The organism is Algoriphagus sp. (assembly GCF_024642405.1).
Taxonomy (GTDB): Bacteria; Bacteroidota; Bacteroidia; order Cytophagales; family Cyclobacteriaceae; genus Algoriphagus.
This window is the reverse complement of sequence record NZ_JAHEBC010000066.1, coordinates 1-16,132: the sequence shown is the minus strand read 5'-3', so window position 1 is coordinate 16,132 and position 16,132 is coordinate 1. Positions and strand designations below refer to the sequence as shown.

12 protein-coding genes are annotated in these 16,132 nt (G+C 35.7%); 11 read left to right on the top strand and 1 reads right to left on the bottom strand.

The annotated features are described in order from the left end of the window. The 4 genes from Q0L68_RS07365 to Q0L68_RS07350 form a co-directional block, all read left to right on the top strand. On the top strand, window positions 1-704 hold a 704-nt coding region (locus Q0L68_RS07365; RefSeq protein ID WP_296701276.1), incomplete at its 5' end, for a beta-ketoacyl synthase N-terminal-like domain-containing protein. A 7-nt stretch (window positions 705-711) separates the two neighbouring features. Continuing rightward, on the top strand, window positions 712-1,452 hold the full coding sequence (rnc, locus tag Q0L68_RS07360) for a ribonuclease III (protein WP_296701274.1): 741 nt from the start codon (window positions 712-714) through the stop codon (window positions 1,450-1,452). A 29-nt stretch (window positions 1,453-1,481) separates the two neighbouring features. Further along, window positions 1,482-3,326: an NAD(+) synthase gene (nadE, locus tag Q0L68_RS07355; RefSeq protein WP_296701272.1), complete on the top strand. Its 1,845-nt coding sequence runs from the start codon at window positions 1,482-1,484 to the stop codon at window positions 3,324-3,326. 1 nt (window position 3,327) lies between these two features. Beyond that, window positions 3,328-4,443 (top strand): prolipoprotein diacylglyceryl transferase, encoded by a 1,116-nt coding sequence (locus tag Q0L68_RS07350; protein ID WP_296701271.1) that lies wholly within the window; start codon window positions 3,328-3,330, stop codon window positions 4,441-4,443. On the opposite strand, the gene yidD is transcribed toward Q0L68_RS07350, so the two are convergent. Then, window positions 4,425-4,652 (bottom strand): membrane protein insertion efficiency factor YidD, encoded by a 228-nt coding sequence (gene yidD, locus Q0L68_RS07345; protein WP_296701269.1) that lies wholly within the window; start codon window positions 4,650-4,652, stop codon window positions 4,425-4,427. The two genes, Q0L68_RS07350 and yidD, sit on opposite strands and share 19 nt — an antisense overlap. Window positions 4,653-4,708: 56 nt before the next feature. Here yidD and Q0L68_RS07340 point away from each other — a divergent pair, with 56 nt between their 5' ends. The 7 genes from Q0L68_RS07340 to Q0L68_RS07310 all read left to right on the top strand — a co-directional run bounded on the left by Q0L68_RS07340 (window position 4,709) and on the right by Q0L68_RS07310 (window position 16,114). Beyond that, window positions 4,709-6,169: a POTRA domain-containing protein gene (locus tag Q0L68_RS07340; RefSeq protein ID WP_296701268.1), complete on the top strand. Its 1,461-nt coding sequence runs from the start codon at window positions 4,709-4,711 to the stop codon at window positions 6,167-6,169. 77 nt (window positions 6,170-6,246) lie between these two features. Continuing rightward, window positions 6,247-7,062 carry a hypothetical protein gene (locus tag Q0L68_RS07335; protein WP_296701266.1) on the top strand — a complete coding sequence of 272 codons (816 nt, stop codon included), beginning with the start codon at window positions 6,247-6,249 and terminating at the stop codon, window positions 7,060-7,062. Continuing rightward, entirely contained in the window at window positions 7,053-9,161 is a 2,109-nt protein-coding gene (locus Q0L68_RS07330; RefSeq protein ID WP_296701264.1) for a helix-hairpin-helix domain-containing protein, read from the top strand. The genes Q0L68_RS07335 and Q0L68_RS07330 overlap by 10 nt, the downstream gene beginning before the upstream one ends. Before the next feature lie 64 nt (window positions 9,162-9,225). Next, window positions 9,226-11,661, top strand: a complete 2,436-nt coding sequence (locus Q0L68_RS07325; protein ID WP_296701262.1) for a zinc-dependent metalloprotease — start codon at window positions 9,226-9,228, stop codon at window positions 11,659-11,661. A gap of 336 nt (window positions 11,662-11,997) precedes the next feature. Further along, window positions 11,998-14,040, top strand: a complete 2,043-nt coding sequence (locus tag Q0L68_RS07320; RefSeq protein ID WP_296701259.1) for a M3 family metallopeptidase — start codon at window positions 11,998-12,000, stop codon at window positions 14,038-14,040. Between the two features lie 63 nt (window positions 14,041-14,103). Then, window positions 14,104-15,198, top strand: a complete 1,095-nt coding sequence (locus Q0L68_RS07315; RefSeq protein WP_296701257.1) for an AI-2E family transporter — start codon at window positions 14,104-14,106, stop codon at window positions 15,196-15,198. Further along, window positions 15,161-16,114, top strand: coding sequence for a tetratricopeptide repeat protein (locus tag Q0L68_RS07310; protein WP_296701255.1), 954 nt, complete (start codon window positions 15,161-15,163; stop codon window positions 16,112-16,114). The genes Q0L68_RS07315 and Q0L68_RS07310 overlap by 38 nt, the downstream gene beginning before the upstream one ends. The last annotated feature ends 18 nt before the right edge of the window (window positions 16,115-16,132 follow it).

Here is a 16,132-nt window from a genome sequence, read left to right as displayed (position 1 = left end):
AAGCTGATATCTTTATCAGCGGAGGTTCTGAAGCTGCAGTTACTGAGGCAGGAATAGGTGGTTTCAATGCAATGAAAGCATTATCCCAAAGAAATGAATCTCCTGAAACAGCTTCGCGTCCGTTTGACAAAGACAGAGATGGTTTTGTCCTTGGCGAAGGAGCTGGTGCATTAATTCTGGAAGAATATGAGCATGCCAAAGCAAGAGGTGCTAAAATTTATGCAGAACTTGTTGGTGGAGGGATGTCTGCAGATGCTTATCATATTACTGCTCCTCACCCGGAAGGATTGGGGGCAAGTACAGTTATGAATTTGGCACTTGAAGATGCAGGTTTAAAACCAGAAGCCATTGATTATATCAATGTACACGGTACTTCCACACCACTTGGTGATGTGGGAGAAACAAAAGCTATTGGGAAAGTTTTTGGAGATCACGCTTATAATCTAAATATAAGTAGTACGAAATCAATGACAGGTCATTTGCTTGGAGCGGCTGGAGCTGTTGAAGCTATCGCATGTATTCTTGCTATAAGAAACGGACTGGTCCCTCCTACTATCAATCATTTCACGGATGATGAAAATTTTGATCCTAAATTGAATTTGACTTTCAATAAAGCCCAAAAGAGAGAATTAAACTACGCATTAAGCAACACGTTTGGATTTGGTGGTCATAATTGTTCCGTCATATTCAAAAAATATAATTAAACCGAACTTGAAAATTTTTCAAAGACTCGGAATCAATACTCTCTTCTTTAACAAAAAAGATAAAAGGCTTGCTGCCAACATTAAGATGATGATGGGTAGCAGGCCTTTTAACATTACACTATACAAATTAGCCCTAACCCCTTCCAGTTTAGCAGAAGAAACTCAAAAAGGTTTCAAAATTTCGAATGAAAGACTAGAATATTTAGGGGATGCAATTTTGGGTGCTGTTGTGGCAGAATATCTGTTTAAGAAATATCCTTATCGAGATGAGGGGTTCTTAACAGAAACTCGTTCTAAATTGGTAAATCGAGAATCTCTCAATTCTACCGGGATAAAAATTGGGTTAAAAAAAGTACTGAATCTAGAAATTGGAGATCGTTCGTTTATTGGCAATAAATCTTTGTACGGAGATATTCTTGAAGCTTTTTTAGGGGCAATTTATTTGGACAAAGGTTATAATTTCACCAAGAATTTTATTCTCAAAAGGATTTTACTCCATTTTGATCTAGAAGGAATGATCGCCACTGTCACTAATTATAAGAGCAAAATTATTGAATGGTCCCAAAAGGAAAATAAATCAATTGAATACAAAGTTCTGCATGTACATGGCAATCAAAGATTCAAAGAATTTATTGTGGCATTGGAAATAGATGGCGAAGAAGCTTCACAAGGGAAAGGCAGTACCAAGAAGAAAGCAGAACAAGAAGCATCTAAAAATGCCTGTGACCAACTGAATATTACTAACTAGAGGCGTACTTTTACGTTCATTTCAATTCAATGAAATCTCCAATAAAAATTGCAGCCGCTACAGTCAACCAAACCCCCTTAGATTGGAGTGGAAATCTTGATAGAATCATTCGTGCAATCAAAGAGGCAAAATCAGAAAAAGCAGAAATCCTTTGTTTTCCCGAGCTAGCAATCACAGGCTATGGCAGCGAAGATTTATTTTTAAGTTACTGGTTTCCGCAAAAGGCACTGCATCAACTTTCTAAATTAATTCCTGAATGCGAAGGAATTACCGTTGCTGTGGGTTTACCCCTGAGGATTCAGGATAAAGTATATAACACAGTAGCCTTAATAGAGAATGCCAAACTCAAGGGCTTTGTTGCGAAGCAATACATGGCTATTGACGGAGTTCATTATGAATTCAGATGGTTTACTCCTTGGAAAGCAAATGAAATCATCCAAATTGAGTTCGAAGGTAAAAATTACCCATTAGGCGATCTTACTTTTTATCATAAAGACGTCCATTACGGATTCGAGATTTGTGAAGATGCTTGGAGAGGATCTATTCGACCTGGATATAGATTATGTGAAAGGAAAGTTGATTTGATTTTCAATCCTAGTGCAAGTCATTTTGCAATGGGAAAAACAAAAGAGCGAATAGAGTTAATATCCTTCAGCAGTAAGCAATTTGACTGCTTTTATTGCTATGCAAATTTACTGGGAAATGAATCTGGTAGAATGATTTTTGATGGGGAAATAATGCTTGGGAAATCCGGTAAAATCATATCTAGAAATCAGTTACTTTCCTTTCAGGATTTTCAGGTGAATAGTTTTTATCTGGAAGATAAAATTCAAAATGTCGCAGATATTCAGCCTAAGGAAGAAGAGTTTGTTCAAGCTTCCTCATTAGGTTTGTTTGATTATTTGCGAAAAAGTAAAAGTCGTGGATTTGTTCTCTCGTTGAGTGGAGGAGCCGATTCATCCACCATAGCAATTTTAGTTTCGGAAATGGTGAAAAGAGGAATTCAAGAACTAGGAATTCTTCTTTTTTGTAGAAAACTGAATATTCAACTTCCTTCAACGGAAATCGATAATGTTGAAAAATTCTTAGTAGGAGAGTTACTAACTACTGCATACCAAGGAACTGAGAATTCTTCAGATGATACTTTCAAAAGTGCCCAATCGCTCGCTTTAAGTATTGGTGCTAAATTTTATCATTGGAAAATTGATGAGGAAATTAAGTCTTATTCTGAAAAAATTGAAAAAGCAATCGGTAGAAAGCTTACCTGGGAAAAAGATGATATAACCCTTCAAAACATTCAGGCAAGAAGCAGATCACCCATTATCTGGATGCTAGCTAATATTAATAATTCATTATTACTTTCTACCTCAAATCGAAGCGAAGGGGACGTAGGTTATACTACCATGGATGGAGATACCAGCGGAAGCATCTCTCCTATTGCTGCAGTTGATAAGTATTTCATTTTGCAATGGCTATCTTGGGCTCAGGAAAATTTGAATCAACCAGGCCTACGGCTAGTAAATTCATTACAACCAAGTGCAGAATTGAGACCTTTAGAAAGAACTCAAACTGATGAAAAAGACTTAATGCCTTATTCAGTGATTGTAGAAATTGAAAAATTAGCAATACGAGATCGAAGGTCACCAATTGACACTTATTTGATTTTACTTGATGAATTGGATATTGAATCTTCAATTCTGAAAGAATACATTAAAAAATTCTTCAGTCTTTGGTCCAGAAATCAATGGAAAAGAGAGCGTCTTGCCCCTTCTTTTCATTTGGATGAATTTAATGTAGACCCAAAAACATGGTATAGATTCCCGATTTTGTCTGGAGGATATAGAGAAGAACTTGAACAATTAGATCAACTGTAATATGATTGAATCAATGCTGAATTATATCGTATGGGATCCGAATCCTGCTGTTTTTGCTGGGTTTGAACGACTTAGATGGTACAGCTTATTATTTGCCTTGGGATTTATAATTTCTCAACAATTCATGGTTTATTTCTTCAAAAAGGAAGGCCATAATGAAATGTTGGTTGATAAACTTACCATTTATATGGTATTAGCGACCATTATTGGGGCGAGGCTTGGACATGTTCTCTTTTATGAACCTGAAAAATACCTTAGTAACCCGATCGAAATTCTGAAAGTTTGGGAAGGCGGATTGGCCAGCCATGGTGCTGCAATAGCTATTCTTTTTGCTTTATGGCTTTACTCAAAAAGAACACCAGGACAAAGTTACTTATGGGTTGTTGATAGAATCGTAATCGTGACAGCTATGACTGGTGCGCTCATCCGATTTGGGAATTTGATGAATTCAGAAATAGGTGGAAAAGATACAGGTACTGATTACGGGTTTGTATATGCTTTGGATACCGATGAAATCTTACAGACTTTAAGAGTTCCTATTGAGTCAATAAATGCCTACAAACCAGAAGACCGAGCATCTGAACTATTAAACAACGGAATTGTGCCCGTTAATTTTGATATAGAAATAGCCAAAGGAGGTTATTCATTAGCTGATTTAGAATCTACCTTGAGACGAGATATTAAATATGCTTTGACACAGTTCAGTTCCTCAAAAGAATATTTAGCAGAACCAGTAGAACCACCTTTAGATTTAACTATTACCGATAAAGGCGACTATTATTTAGCAACTGTAAAAACTTTTGGAAGAACCAAACACCCTACCCAGATATACGAATCTGTTTCCTATTTCATCATTTTCTTGATTCTTTTGGGGATCTGGAACAAATACAAATCAAGACTACCTGAAGGTATTTTATTGGGTCTGTTTTTGATTTCAGTTTTCGGAATGCGGTTTGTTTGGGAATATTTTAAAGTTGTTCAGGTAGACTTTGAAGAAACTATGGCTTTAAATATGGGGCAAATATTAAGTATCCCATTAGTCATTGCAGGAATAATTCTAGTGATACGTGCTTTAAAAAATGGATTGAAACCAGAAATTCAGGGAACTGGATCATGACCATGACCACCCCATGGATTACAACTCAAAATTCTCTTAATACCAAGCCATCCCCCTTTAAAAACACCGTGTTTCAAAATAGCTTCTTTGGTATATTGACTACAGGTGGGAGTGTAGCGACAGCTTGCTGGAAAAAGAGGAGAAATAGTGTATTGATACACCAAAACGGGAAATATGGCTATCTTTCGAATTAGAATTCTAAGTGTCATCTAAAGCTCTGTTGAATTACTCAATCTAACCAAAATTACTCAATCAGAATTCCCTCTTGTCTATTAAAATCAAAAATATACTTTCCATCCTAATATTTACTTTAACCGTCAGCTTTGGCATTGGGTTAACGAAATCCTATGGACAAATAGACACTTCTTTCAGTCCTGCAAACACGAGCACGCCTGAAAAAGTGAAGGTGAATAATATTTTTATAATCGGAAACGAAAAAACAAAGAAGAGCATCATTTTACGCGAACTTGACTTTACTACTGATTTTTACTACGATTGGGAGACTTTCATAGAAATAATTCAGGCCGACCAAAAAAAAATCTACAATCTTCGCTTATTTACTGAAGTAGAAATCACACCTCTTATCACTGGTGAAGATGAAGTAGAAGTTGTAATTACTGTCAAAGAGCGATGGTATATCCTGCCGTCTCTAATTTTCAAGCTAGCAGATAGAAATTTTGCAGAATGGTGGACAAATCAAGGTCGAGACTTTTCAAGAGTCAATTATGGACTTCGCCTGAGCCACAGTAATGTAGCAGGCAGAAATGAAAAACTGAGGTTTTCGGGACAGCTTGGATTCACAAAAGCACTTGACATTCAATATAGCAAGCCATACATAGACAAAAAGCAAAAACATGGACTAGCTGCACAATTCACGTTTTTCAATAATAAAACACTTGCAGTTCGCTCTGAAGAAAATAGACAGGTATTTTACACCTCTCCCGAAGAGGATATTCTAAGAAAAAATGTTGCAGCAGCCCTAAGATATACTTATAGGCGAAGCTTTTACAATTTCCATTTTGTGACGCTAGGGTTTAATCATACTTGGGTAAGCCCGCTAATTTTAGATGAAAACCCGAATTATTTTCAACATGGATCAAATACCCTGAGATATCTTTATATGACATATTCTTTTCGCCATGACAGGAGGGATAATGTCGCTTATGCCACCGATGGTGAATTATTGGTATTATCAGCTACTAAATATGGAATATTTTATACAGACGAGTTAGATGAAGTAGAGGTAAACTTGACTGCAAATAAGTATTTTAAACTAAGTGATAAATTCCATTTCAATACAGGATTAACAGCAAACTGGTTTTTGAGTGAAGACCAACCCTATACACTAGTCCGAGGGATTGGCTATAGTCCAAATTTCATCCGTGGATATGAATTGAATGTAATTGAAGGACAGCAGCTTTATGTCCATAAAAACAGTTTTAGATGGAAGTTTTTTGATCGAGATTTTGACATCTCCAGCACTGTTCCATTAGATCAATTCAATACTATTCCTATAAGATTTTATCTAAGTGCAAATTTTGACCATGGATTTGTAAAGGATAGAAATGAAATTCCAGCCAATGCTAGATTAGCAAATAAATATTTAGTGGGTTATGGACTTGGAATTGATATGATAGGATTTTATGATTCCGTCTTAAGATTTGAATATTCTTTAAATAATATGAGAGAAGGTAATTTCTTCTTCAATTTCAAAACACCTTTTTAATTAAAAAAAATATTAGTTCTCATGTCTAAATAAATGAATTTTATTTAAATTAATAGTTCATTTATGTTTTTCTAGATATGAAGCGGTTGACTTTTTTATGCTTCGCTTTTGTGATTTGCTTTAGCTCCAAATCTCAAACAGACCCATTAACTCAAGCCCATGGGGCGAGAAGTCAAAGTATGGGAAACCTAAAAGTAAATCTCCCAGATGCATGGACTGTTTTTAACAACATTGGAGCGCTTGACCGCATTAAAGATTCTCATATTGTTGTTGGGGTCGACCGTAGATATGGACTTAAAGAGCTAAGTACTTTTGACCTAGCGATGGCTTTGAAAACTGAGCTAGGTTCATTCGGATTAAACCTATCCAGATTTGGTGGCAATCTTTTCAATCAACAAATATTTGGACTGGGTTATTCCCAAAAATTAGGAATTGCAAGCTTCGGTTTTAAAGCAGATTGGTTTCAAACTTCTATTCAGGATTACGGAACAGGTAATTCACTTGTTTTGAGTCTCGGAGGAGTTGCAGATTTAGGTCCAAAAATCCAGATGGGGGCAAATTTTTTAAATTTAAATAGCTCTAAAATTAGCAGATACTCTGAAGATCGGCTTCCCACAATTATTTCAATGGGTATTTCGTATTTCCCCACTACCAGTTTACAATTTCATGTAGAAGTTGAAAAAGATATTTTGTTCAAACCAAATGTAAAAATAGGTTTAGAGTATGGAATTCTTGATTGGGTATTTCTTAGAACTGGGATCAATAGCGATCCTTCAAAAGTCAATTTTGGGATTGGTCTCAACCCCGGAAAATTCCATATAGATTATGGCTTAGGTCAAAACAATGCACTTGGAAACACACATCAAGTTAGTTTTGGATATAAATGGAATTAAGAAAATTGAAATTTATATTTATTTTCTTTTTTACCTTTTTGGTTCAAAAACTATATGCGCAAACCCCTCCGCAACCTCAAGTTGATCTGGAAAACCTAATAGAGAGACTATTCCCTGTGCAAGATGAAGATTTAGATTATGAATCCATTTATGAAGTCCTTTTTCAATTGTATACAAATCCCATCAATATAAATCTGGCAAATTCCGAAGTTCTTCTAGCGAGTTACCTATTAGCACCGGATCAAATATCTTCTCTTTTAGAATATCGGGACAAATTCGGCCCATTTCTATCCCTCTATGAACTCCAAGCCATCCCAAAACTTGATTTGGTAACTATTAATCAAATTTTACCATTTATTACTTTGGGAGGGTCTATTACTCAATATCCAAAAAGTCTGGTTAGAAGAATTATTGAAGAAGACCAGGGATATCTTCTGTTTCGACATCGTCGAATTTGGGAAACCAGAAAAGGATTTACTCCTGCAGACACCATTAGACCAGGTGAGCTCTCTAGTCGTTATCTAGGCGATCCAAATGATTTATATCTCCGTTTTAGAATTCAGCATTCCAGAGATTTCAGTCTGGGAATTACTCTTGATAAAGATTCGGGAGAACAATTCATTTGGGACGGAAAAACAAAGAGGTATGGATTTAATTTTTTTTCATTTCATTTTACTAAATATCAAATTGGCAAATGGAAAGTGATCAGCCTTGGAGATTTCCAAGTTCAATTTGGCCAGGGTTTAGTATTCGGGGCAGGATATTCTATAGGAAAAGGGTCAGAAACAGTACCAACTGTCAGGAGAAGTAGTGTAGGAATTCTTCCATACACGGCTGCCATGGAGTTTGGCTTCTTTAGAGGAGTTGGGGCTACTTATCAAACAGGTAATTGGCAAAGCAGTATAATCTTTTCGATGGCACCAAGAGATGGAAGATCGATTATTTCTTCAGACTCTTTAGAAAATGAAATTGAAACAATTTCCTCTTTGGGTCAAAGCGGCCTTCATAGAACACCGAGTGAAATTTCCACTAAATCTCAATTCAAAGAGTCCAATTTGGGAAGTAATCTCCAATTTTCCCTCAATAAAAAAACTCAGATAGGAGGAAATCTACTTTTCACAAAATTCGACAAACCTTGGATAAAAACACCTACTGTTTACAATCAATTTGATTTTTCCGGAAGCAGTAATTGGGTTGGAAGTATTTATTTTAATCACAATTGGAAAAACTTTTTCCTATTTGGTGAGTCTGGAATTTCACAATCTGGAGGAAAAGGAACTGTCCTAGGATTCATTAGTAGTCTTAGTAAAGAAGTGGATATCTCATTTGTTTGGAGGAATTATACAAAAGACTTTCATAGTTTTTATGCAAATGCTTTTTCTGAAGGAACTAGACCTATAAACGAAAAAGGAGCGTATTTGGGAATTCAGATAAAACCGGTAAATAAGTGGAAGCTGAATGCCTACTATGATTTTTTCAAATTTCCATGGCTTAGATATCGTGTATATGCACCATCCCAAGGATATGAATGGCTTGGGAGGTTAAGTTATTTCCCAAACAAAAAATTACTCGCTTTTCTACAAGTCCGAACTGAAGAAAAAGAACGAAACGTATCTGATACAGGCGAACCAAGCCTTCCCTATCAAGTCTTACCTATCAAAAAAACTAATGTAATGATGAGCTTGGAATATCATTTGAGCGATAATGTATTTTTAAGATCACGAATATTATCCAGTAGAGTCAATTTCAATTCAGAAAAATCTAATGGATTTATGATGCTTCAGGACATTCAATACGGGCAAAATCAATGGAGAATTACAGCAAGAGCAGCTTTATTCGACACTGACAATTACGATAATCGCCAATATACCTTTGAAAATAATGTGCTTTGGGCGTTTTCAGTTCCAGCTTTTTCTGGGAAAGGATTTAGGTATTATTTATTGGGACAATACAAATTTAACTCCCAATTGACAGCCTATTTTAGGTTCGCAAGAACATCCTATTCCGATCGGAAAGAAATCGGATCCGGACTCCAAACAATTGAGTCATCTCATCTATCTGAAAGTACCTTTTTGCTTAGATATTTACTACATCGATAATTTTCCATTAATGGTACAATTTTAAGGCTGTTTTTTTGATAATTTGTCAACAAACCACTAAACCATGAAAAAAGCACTTTACACATGTTTCATTTTGCTTATCAGCTTCTCATCAGTTTTTGCACAAAATTTAGATTTGAGCAAATTCACAAAAATGGAAGGCTTCATAGATTTCTATTTAGATGAGGGAAAAGGAAAAATCTATTTAGAAATTGAAGACCTAGAAAAGGAATTTCTTTATGTAAGCTCATTGACTGCCGGTGTGGGTTCCAATGACCTGGGTCTTGACAGAGGTCAATTAGGAGACACAAGAATTGTTGAATTCAGAAAAACTGGAGATAAAATCTTTTTGGTCCAAAAAAATTACGATTACAGAGCATATTCTAATAATCCAGCAGAGGTAAAATCTATTAGAGACGCTTTTGCTGAATCAACTCTATGGGGTTTTGAAATAGCCCAGGCGAGCGAAGGAAAGTATATTGTTGAAGCAACTAAATTCTACATGGAGGACACTCATGGGGTTGGAAGCAGACTCTCAAGAAGCCGACAAGGTACATTTAGAACAGATGCAAGTAGATCCAGCTTATACTACCCCACCACTAAAAACTTTCCTCAAAACACTGAAGTTGAAGCAGTCATTACATTAACAGGTCAAATCACAGGCAGAGAACTTCGGTCCGTAACTCCTGGATCAGACGCTGTTACAGTAAGACAAAGACATTCCTTTATTGAGCTTCCTGATTTGAATTACCAAAAACGCGAATTTGATCCAAGAGGAGGATTTAATTCAATCAGTTACATGGACTTTACCACGCCTATCACAGAGCCAATTGTAAAGCGGTTTATTTCCAGACATAGGTTAGAAAAGAAAAACCCGAATGCGGCAGTTTCTGAAGCTGTTGAGCCTATCATTTATTATTTAGATAGAGGTACGCCAGAACCAGTTGCCTCTGCTTTGATTGAAGGGGGAAATTACTGGAATCAGGCATTTGAAGCTGCTGGTTTTAAGGATGCGTTTAGGGTAGAATTAGCTCCTGAAGGAATGGACTTGATGGATGTACGTTATAATGTGGTTCAATGGGTACATAGATCGACTAGAGGATGGTCCTATGGAAGCAGTGTTAGAGACCCAAGGACTGGCGAAATTCTCAAAGGACATGTCTCTCTCGGATCCCTTCGAGTTAGACAGGATTATCTTATTGCGCAAGGTTTAATTCAACCTTATGAAAACGGAACAGAACCTGATCCAAAAATGCTGAAATTAGCTTTAGATAGGTTAAGACAATTATCTGCTCATGAAATAGGCCATACGATTGGATTGGCTCATAGTTATGCCACATCAGCTGAAAGTAGATCTTCGGTAATGGACTATCCTTATCCTGTGATTACTCAAGATAGCAATGGTGAATTGGATCTTTCCTTGGCTTATGACCAAAAAATTGGAGAGTGGGACAAATGGGCCATTAAATATGGTTATGGAACTGTTCCTGTAGGGATGACAGAATCCGATTACCTAGAAAAAACTCTTAAAGATACTTATGAAGCAGGCTATGAATTTATCACAGATTCTGACTCAAGAGATCCAAATGGGGCACACCCTCGCTCTCATTTATGGGATAACGGAGCTTCAGCCTCAGTTGAATTGAAAAGAATGCTTGACTTAAGAGCAAATAAGCTAGAATCATTTGGGTTGAATGCAATTCCTTCTGGTACTCCAGAAGCTATGCTGGAAGAAGTACTAGTACCTCTTTATTTAATGCATAGATATCAGGTTGAAGCAACAACAAAACTTGTAGGCGGAATGGATTATTCATATAAGGTTAAAGGCGATAATCAGCCAAACCATAATTGGGTACCCGCAAATGATCAAATGGAGGCTTTGAATGCTTTGCTTCTAACTATTTCACCTGCACAACTAGAAGTTCCAAGTCATATCCTTGCATTAATTCCCCCAAGACCTTATGGATTTGGAAGAACCCGAGAAACATTTGTTTCAAGAACGGGACCTATTTTTGATCCTATAGCACCGGCTGAAACGGTTGTAGATTTAACTTTATCTTTTCTTCTAAATGAAACAAGAATGAATAGGTTGTATCTACAAAACCTACAAAACAATAGCTTACCAAGCTATCAATCAGTTTTAGACAAACTTAGTGAACAGGTATTTTCAGGAAATCTTCCTTCAGGACTTCAAACAGAAATCAAATTGATGACAGAAACAAAGTTGGTCGATCACCTTATCAACCTATCAAAAAATGCTGATGCGTCAAACACAGTAAGAGCAATTACAAGAGCAAGGTTAGATCAATTAGCAAATGGAAACAGTAGTCTGATTTCAAGATCCTCAAATTCATTATTGTCTCAGCACTCTCAATACCTAGCTGCAAAAATCAATGCATTCCTAGAGTTACCTATGGAATTGACGGTTCAAGAAACCCTAAAAGCTCCTGATGGCTCACCAATTGGATCAGATTCAATGACATGTGATTTTGATTATTAAAATGAGCATTATAGTCAAAGCAGTACTAAAAAAGTACTGCTTTTTTTATGAAATAGTCTAGGATCGTTAAGATTTAATAGATACAAAAATCATTTATTACCTACTAACGCCATTTATTCAAAATACGGATTATAAAGAGTTTCGAATTCTATAAGTGAGATTCTAAACCAAAAGAAAGGAGACCATCCAAAAAACTCTTCAAAGGAAGCAGAAATCCCTATACTTTACAGATCAAAATGGTAAATTTAAGGTTGAATTAAGAAGATCCGGATTTTGATTTTCTATAAAAAGTCAATGAATCTTCCGATTTGAACACAACTATTAGTCTCTAATTATATGCACAACCCATTATTGGCAAAATTCGCCAGTCCATTTGATACCGCACCTTTCCCAACTATTAAAACAGAAGATTATCTTCCGGCAATAAAAACTGCAATCGAAGATGCAAAAATTGAAATCGAAGCTATTAAATACGAGAAGAATCCAACTTTTGAAAACACTTTAGAGGCTCTTGACCGATCAGGCAATAAACTTAGCATAATTAGTTCCATTTTTTTTAATCTTAATTCAGCTGAAACCAGTCCTGAATTACAAAAATTAGCGAGAGAAATATCTCCTCTCCTCACAAAACATTCCAATGATATACTTTTGGATCCCATTTTATTTCAAAAGGTTGAAGCTGTCTTTGAAAAAAAAGAAAAGCTTTCTCTATCTCCTGAACAGAAAACATTACTGGAAAAAACCTATAAATCCTTTGTTAGAAATGGAGCAAAACTTGATGCGGAAAAAGGAGATGATTTAAGAGAAATAGATCAGGAATTGGCGCAGTTGAGTTTAAAATTTGGAGAAAATGTATTAGAAGAGACTAATAAATTTATCCATTATGAATCAGAAGAAAGTGCCATTGAGGGGCTTCCAGAAGGAATTAAAGAAGCCGCAGCCCAAATCGCAGAAGAAAAAGGACAACCTGGGAAATGGGCTTTTACCTTGAATTATCCAAGTTATATTCCTGCCCTTACTTATGCTAAAAATCGGGAACTAAGAAAGCAACTCTACATTGCATATAACACAAAATGTGCAAAAGGTGATGAACTCGATAATCAACAGATCATAAAAGACATTCTTAAGTTACGAGAAAAGAGAGCGCAACTTTTAGGATATCAAAATCACTCGGAATTTATCCTTGAAGAGCGTATGGCAAAAAGCCCAAAAGAAGTAACCAAATTTTTAGAGTCTCTTTTAGAGAAAGCTAGACCCAAGGCTAAAAAAGATTTGGAAGAGTTATCCTATTTTGCAAAAAAAATTGATGGGATTACCGAAATAAAAAAATGGGATTTTGCTTATTATTCTGAATTATTGAAGAAAGAAAAATATGCTATAGATGATGAATTATTAAGGCCTTATTTCCAATTGGAAAAAGTAATTTCAGGCGTTTTCAAAACAGCTAACAAGTTATTTGGACTAGAATTTGTGAAAAATTCAGAAATCCCGGTTTATCATCCAGATGTTTTAGCCTACGAAGTAAAGGACGAGAATGGGAAGCATGTTGCTGTTTTTTACGCTGATTATTTCCCAAGGCCAGGCAAAAGAAATGGAGCCTGGATGACAAGCTATAAAGGTCAATCCATACAAAATGGAATAAATAATCGCCCTCATGTTTCAATTGTTTGCAACTTCACCAAACCTACGAAGACCAAACCTAGCCTTTTAACTTTTAATGAAGTCACTACTCTATTCCATGAATTTGGACATGCGCTGCATGGTATGCTAGCTAATACTACTTATGAATCTTTATCAGGCACAAGCGTTTATTGGGATTTCGTAGAGCTCCCATCACAGATTTTTGAAAATTGGTGCTACGAAAAGGAATGCCTTGATTTTTTTGCTGATCATTATGAAACAGGTGAAAAAATACCTGCCGATCTAATAGTAAAGCTAAAAAAAGCCGCAAACTTTTTACAGGGTTATCAGACCTTGCGACAAATAAGTTTTGGACTCTTAGATATCGCATTCCATAGTCATAAAGCTTCTGAAATCAATGATATTCCGAGTTTTGAAAGAGAAACTATGAAAGGAACCGACTTACTACCAAACGTTCCGGGGACTTTGATGTCAACGTCATTTTCGCATATTTTCCAAGGCGGTTATTCTGCGGGGTATTACAGCTATAAATGGGCAGAAGTCTTGGACGCAGATGCATTTGAGCTTTTTTTGGAAAAAGGAGTATTCGATAAGGAAACAGCAAGTTCTTTTCAAAAAAATATATTGTCTGCTGGAGGAAGTGAACATCCTACTATTCTTTATAAAAGATTTAGAGGAAGAGACCCAAAGCAAGATGCCCTTCTTAAAAGAGCAGGTCTTGTCGAATCACAAGGTTAGCTAAAGTAAGTAATTCAAAAAATCTTCTATATATTCAAATCTTCTAGAACAAACTGGAATTATATGGTCAACAAAAACTTCTCGCTCCCCTCCTATCTCAAAGCTCTTTCAGTTTTGATTTTCATTATAGTTTTGGTGTTTTTCCTCATAGTGGGAAAAAGTTTGTTAGTACCACTATTCATGGGAGGTTTTTTTGCTGTTTTATTCACTCCTTTTAGTAATTGGTTGGAAAAGCACAAAGTTCCTAGGACTTTATCTTCCATTATATCATTACTATTAAATATTGCATTAGTGGTAGGACTTTTGGCATTTATAATTTCTACTGTATCAAATTTCACTCAGGATTTTGATAACGTTTCCGGGAAATTAACCTCTTATGCAAAGCAAGTTGATGATTGGACCTACGAAAATTTTGGAATTAACGAAAATCTGGAAGAAAAAGCCAGTGATGACTATGTCAAAACCTTTTTACAGGAGCATGGAGCTAACATCACAGGTTTTGCACTTAGAACAGTAGGTTCTCTCTCGGGATCAGTCCTGATTCCCGTTTTTATGTTTTTCTTTCTTTTATACAGGGATCATTTAACAGAAGTGATGATTCGAATTTATAGAGATAAAGATCCTCAATTGGTGAGAATGCGGATTACAAGTCTTAGGAAACTTCTTCAAAATTATATTATTGGTGTTGTAAAGGTAATGGGGATACTTGCTGTTCTAAATGTAATAGCCTTTTCAGCACTTGGAATCAAGCATGCGATATTCTTCGGATTAATTGCAGCTTTCCTAAATATAATCCCCTATGTTGGACCATTTATAGGCGCCTTAATGCCTATGGTTTATGCTTTTTTGACTAAAGACAGTCTTTTCTATCCATTGGCAGTTTTAGCTTCATACCAAATCATCCAACTCATAGAAGGAAATTTTTTGACACCAAAAATTGTTGGTGGCAATGTCAATTTAAATCCTTTTATAACATTTCTTGGTTTACTAGTCGGCGGATCGATTTGGGGGGTTGCTGGAATGGTTTTGATTATTCCTACCTTGGCAATTCTGAGAGAAATATTCGAATTAAGTGACCAAACAAGTCCTTTTGCCTTATTACTGGGAGAAGAACAAGCACATGATAAAACTGAAAAGAAAGAACCTGAAAGCGATTAGAATATTTACTTTTCTAACCTTTATATCCATAATTTCCTGCGATTCTATAGAAGATAAAAAGGGGAGATTTCTTTTGAAAGGGAATGAAAAAATGGAAGAAAACGATCCAAGATCAGCCATTTCCTTTTATGAAGAAGCAATTAAGTTGGATAGCTCCTATTTTGATGCTTACTATAATAAGGCTATGGCTCAATTGAAGATCAATCAATTGGACCAGGCGATTCATTCTTTAGATGATGCTATCAATGTTAGACCAAATGATTTTGAAAGTTATTTTCAAAGAGGTTTAGCTTTTCTGGATAATGGAGAATTTTATAAATCAAGAGAAGATGCAGAGAAACTTATCAGCTTGGATGATCAATCTTGGAAATCATTTTTTTTATCAGGATTGGTTGAGGAAAAATTAAAAAATTATTCGGAAGCCCTCAGTTTTTTTGAAAAAGCAGTAAATCTTGATCCACAAAATTCAGATCTTTTAGTAAATCAGGCAACACTACTCTACTATCTCAAGAAGCCTGGGATTGCATTACAAATCTTAGAAAAAGCTGAATTGATCAATCCTTCAGAGCCAAATTTACACAATTTAAGGTCTATGATTTATTTTGATGCCGAATCATATACAGAAGCCTTAACAGCAGTTGAAAAAGCAATATCATTAAATAAGGGTCAAGCTTATTTCTATAATAACAAAGGTCTTTACTTAATGTATTTGGGAAAATTAGAAGACGGATTAGAACTAATCAATCAAAGTTTAAAAATGGATCCTAACAATCCATATGCACTTAGAAATAAAGGTATTTATTATGTCTTTAAAGGAGATAAAGTAACAGCTTTACAATTTTTAAGTGAACTGAGCGAAGATTATCCCGAAATGGAGCTAGTTGACGAATTTATGCAAAAAGCTCAAGCACTATAACTCTCACCCAATACCTGT

Bases quoted from the DNA above. Each gene is read 5' to 3' on its own strand.
- Q0L68_RS07320 (WP_296701259.1), top strand. From the start codon at position 11,998: ATGCACAACCCATTATTGGCAAAATTCGCCAGTCCATTTGATACCGCA.
- yidD (WP_296701269.1), bottom strand. From the start codon at position 4,652: ATGACACTTAGAATTCTAATTCGAAAGATAGCCATATTTCCCGTTTTG.
- Q0L68_RS07325 (WP_296701262.1), top strand. From the start codon at position 9,226: ATGAAAAAAGCACTTTACACATGTTTCATTTTGCTTATCAGCTTCTCA.
- Q0L68_RS07335 (WP_296701266.1), top strand. From the start codon at position 6,247: ATGAAGCGGTTGACTTTTTTATGCTTCGCTTTTGTGATTTGCTTTAGC.
- Q0L68_RS07350 (WP_296701271.1), top strand. From the start codon at position 3,328: ATGATTGAATCAATGCTGAATTATATCGTATGGGATCCGAATCCTGCT.
- nadE (WP_296701272.1), top strand. From the start codon at position 1,482: ATGAAATCTCCAATAAAAATTGCAGCCGCTACAGTCAACCAAACCCCC.
- Q0L68_RS07330 (WP_296701264.1), top strand. From the start codon at position 7,053: ATGGAATTAAGAAAATTGAAATTTATATTTATTTTCTTTTTTACCTTT.
- Q0L68_RS07315 (WP_296701257.1), top strand. From the start codon at position 14,104: ATGGTCAACAAAAACTTCTCGCTCCCCTCCTATCTCAAAGCTCTTTCA.
- Q0L68_RS07310 (WP_296701255.1), top strand. From the start codon at position 15,161: ATGATAAAACTGAAAAGAAAGAACCTGAAAGCGATTAGAATATTTACT.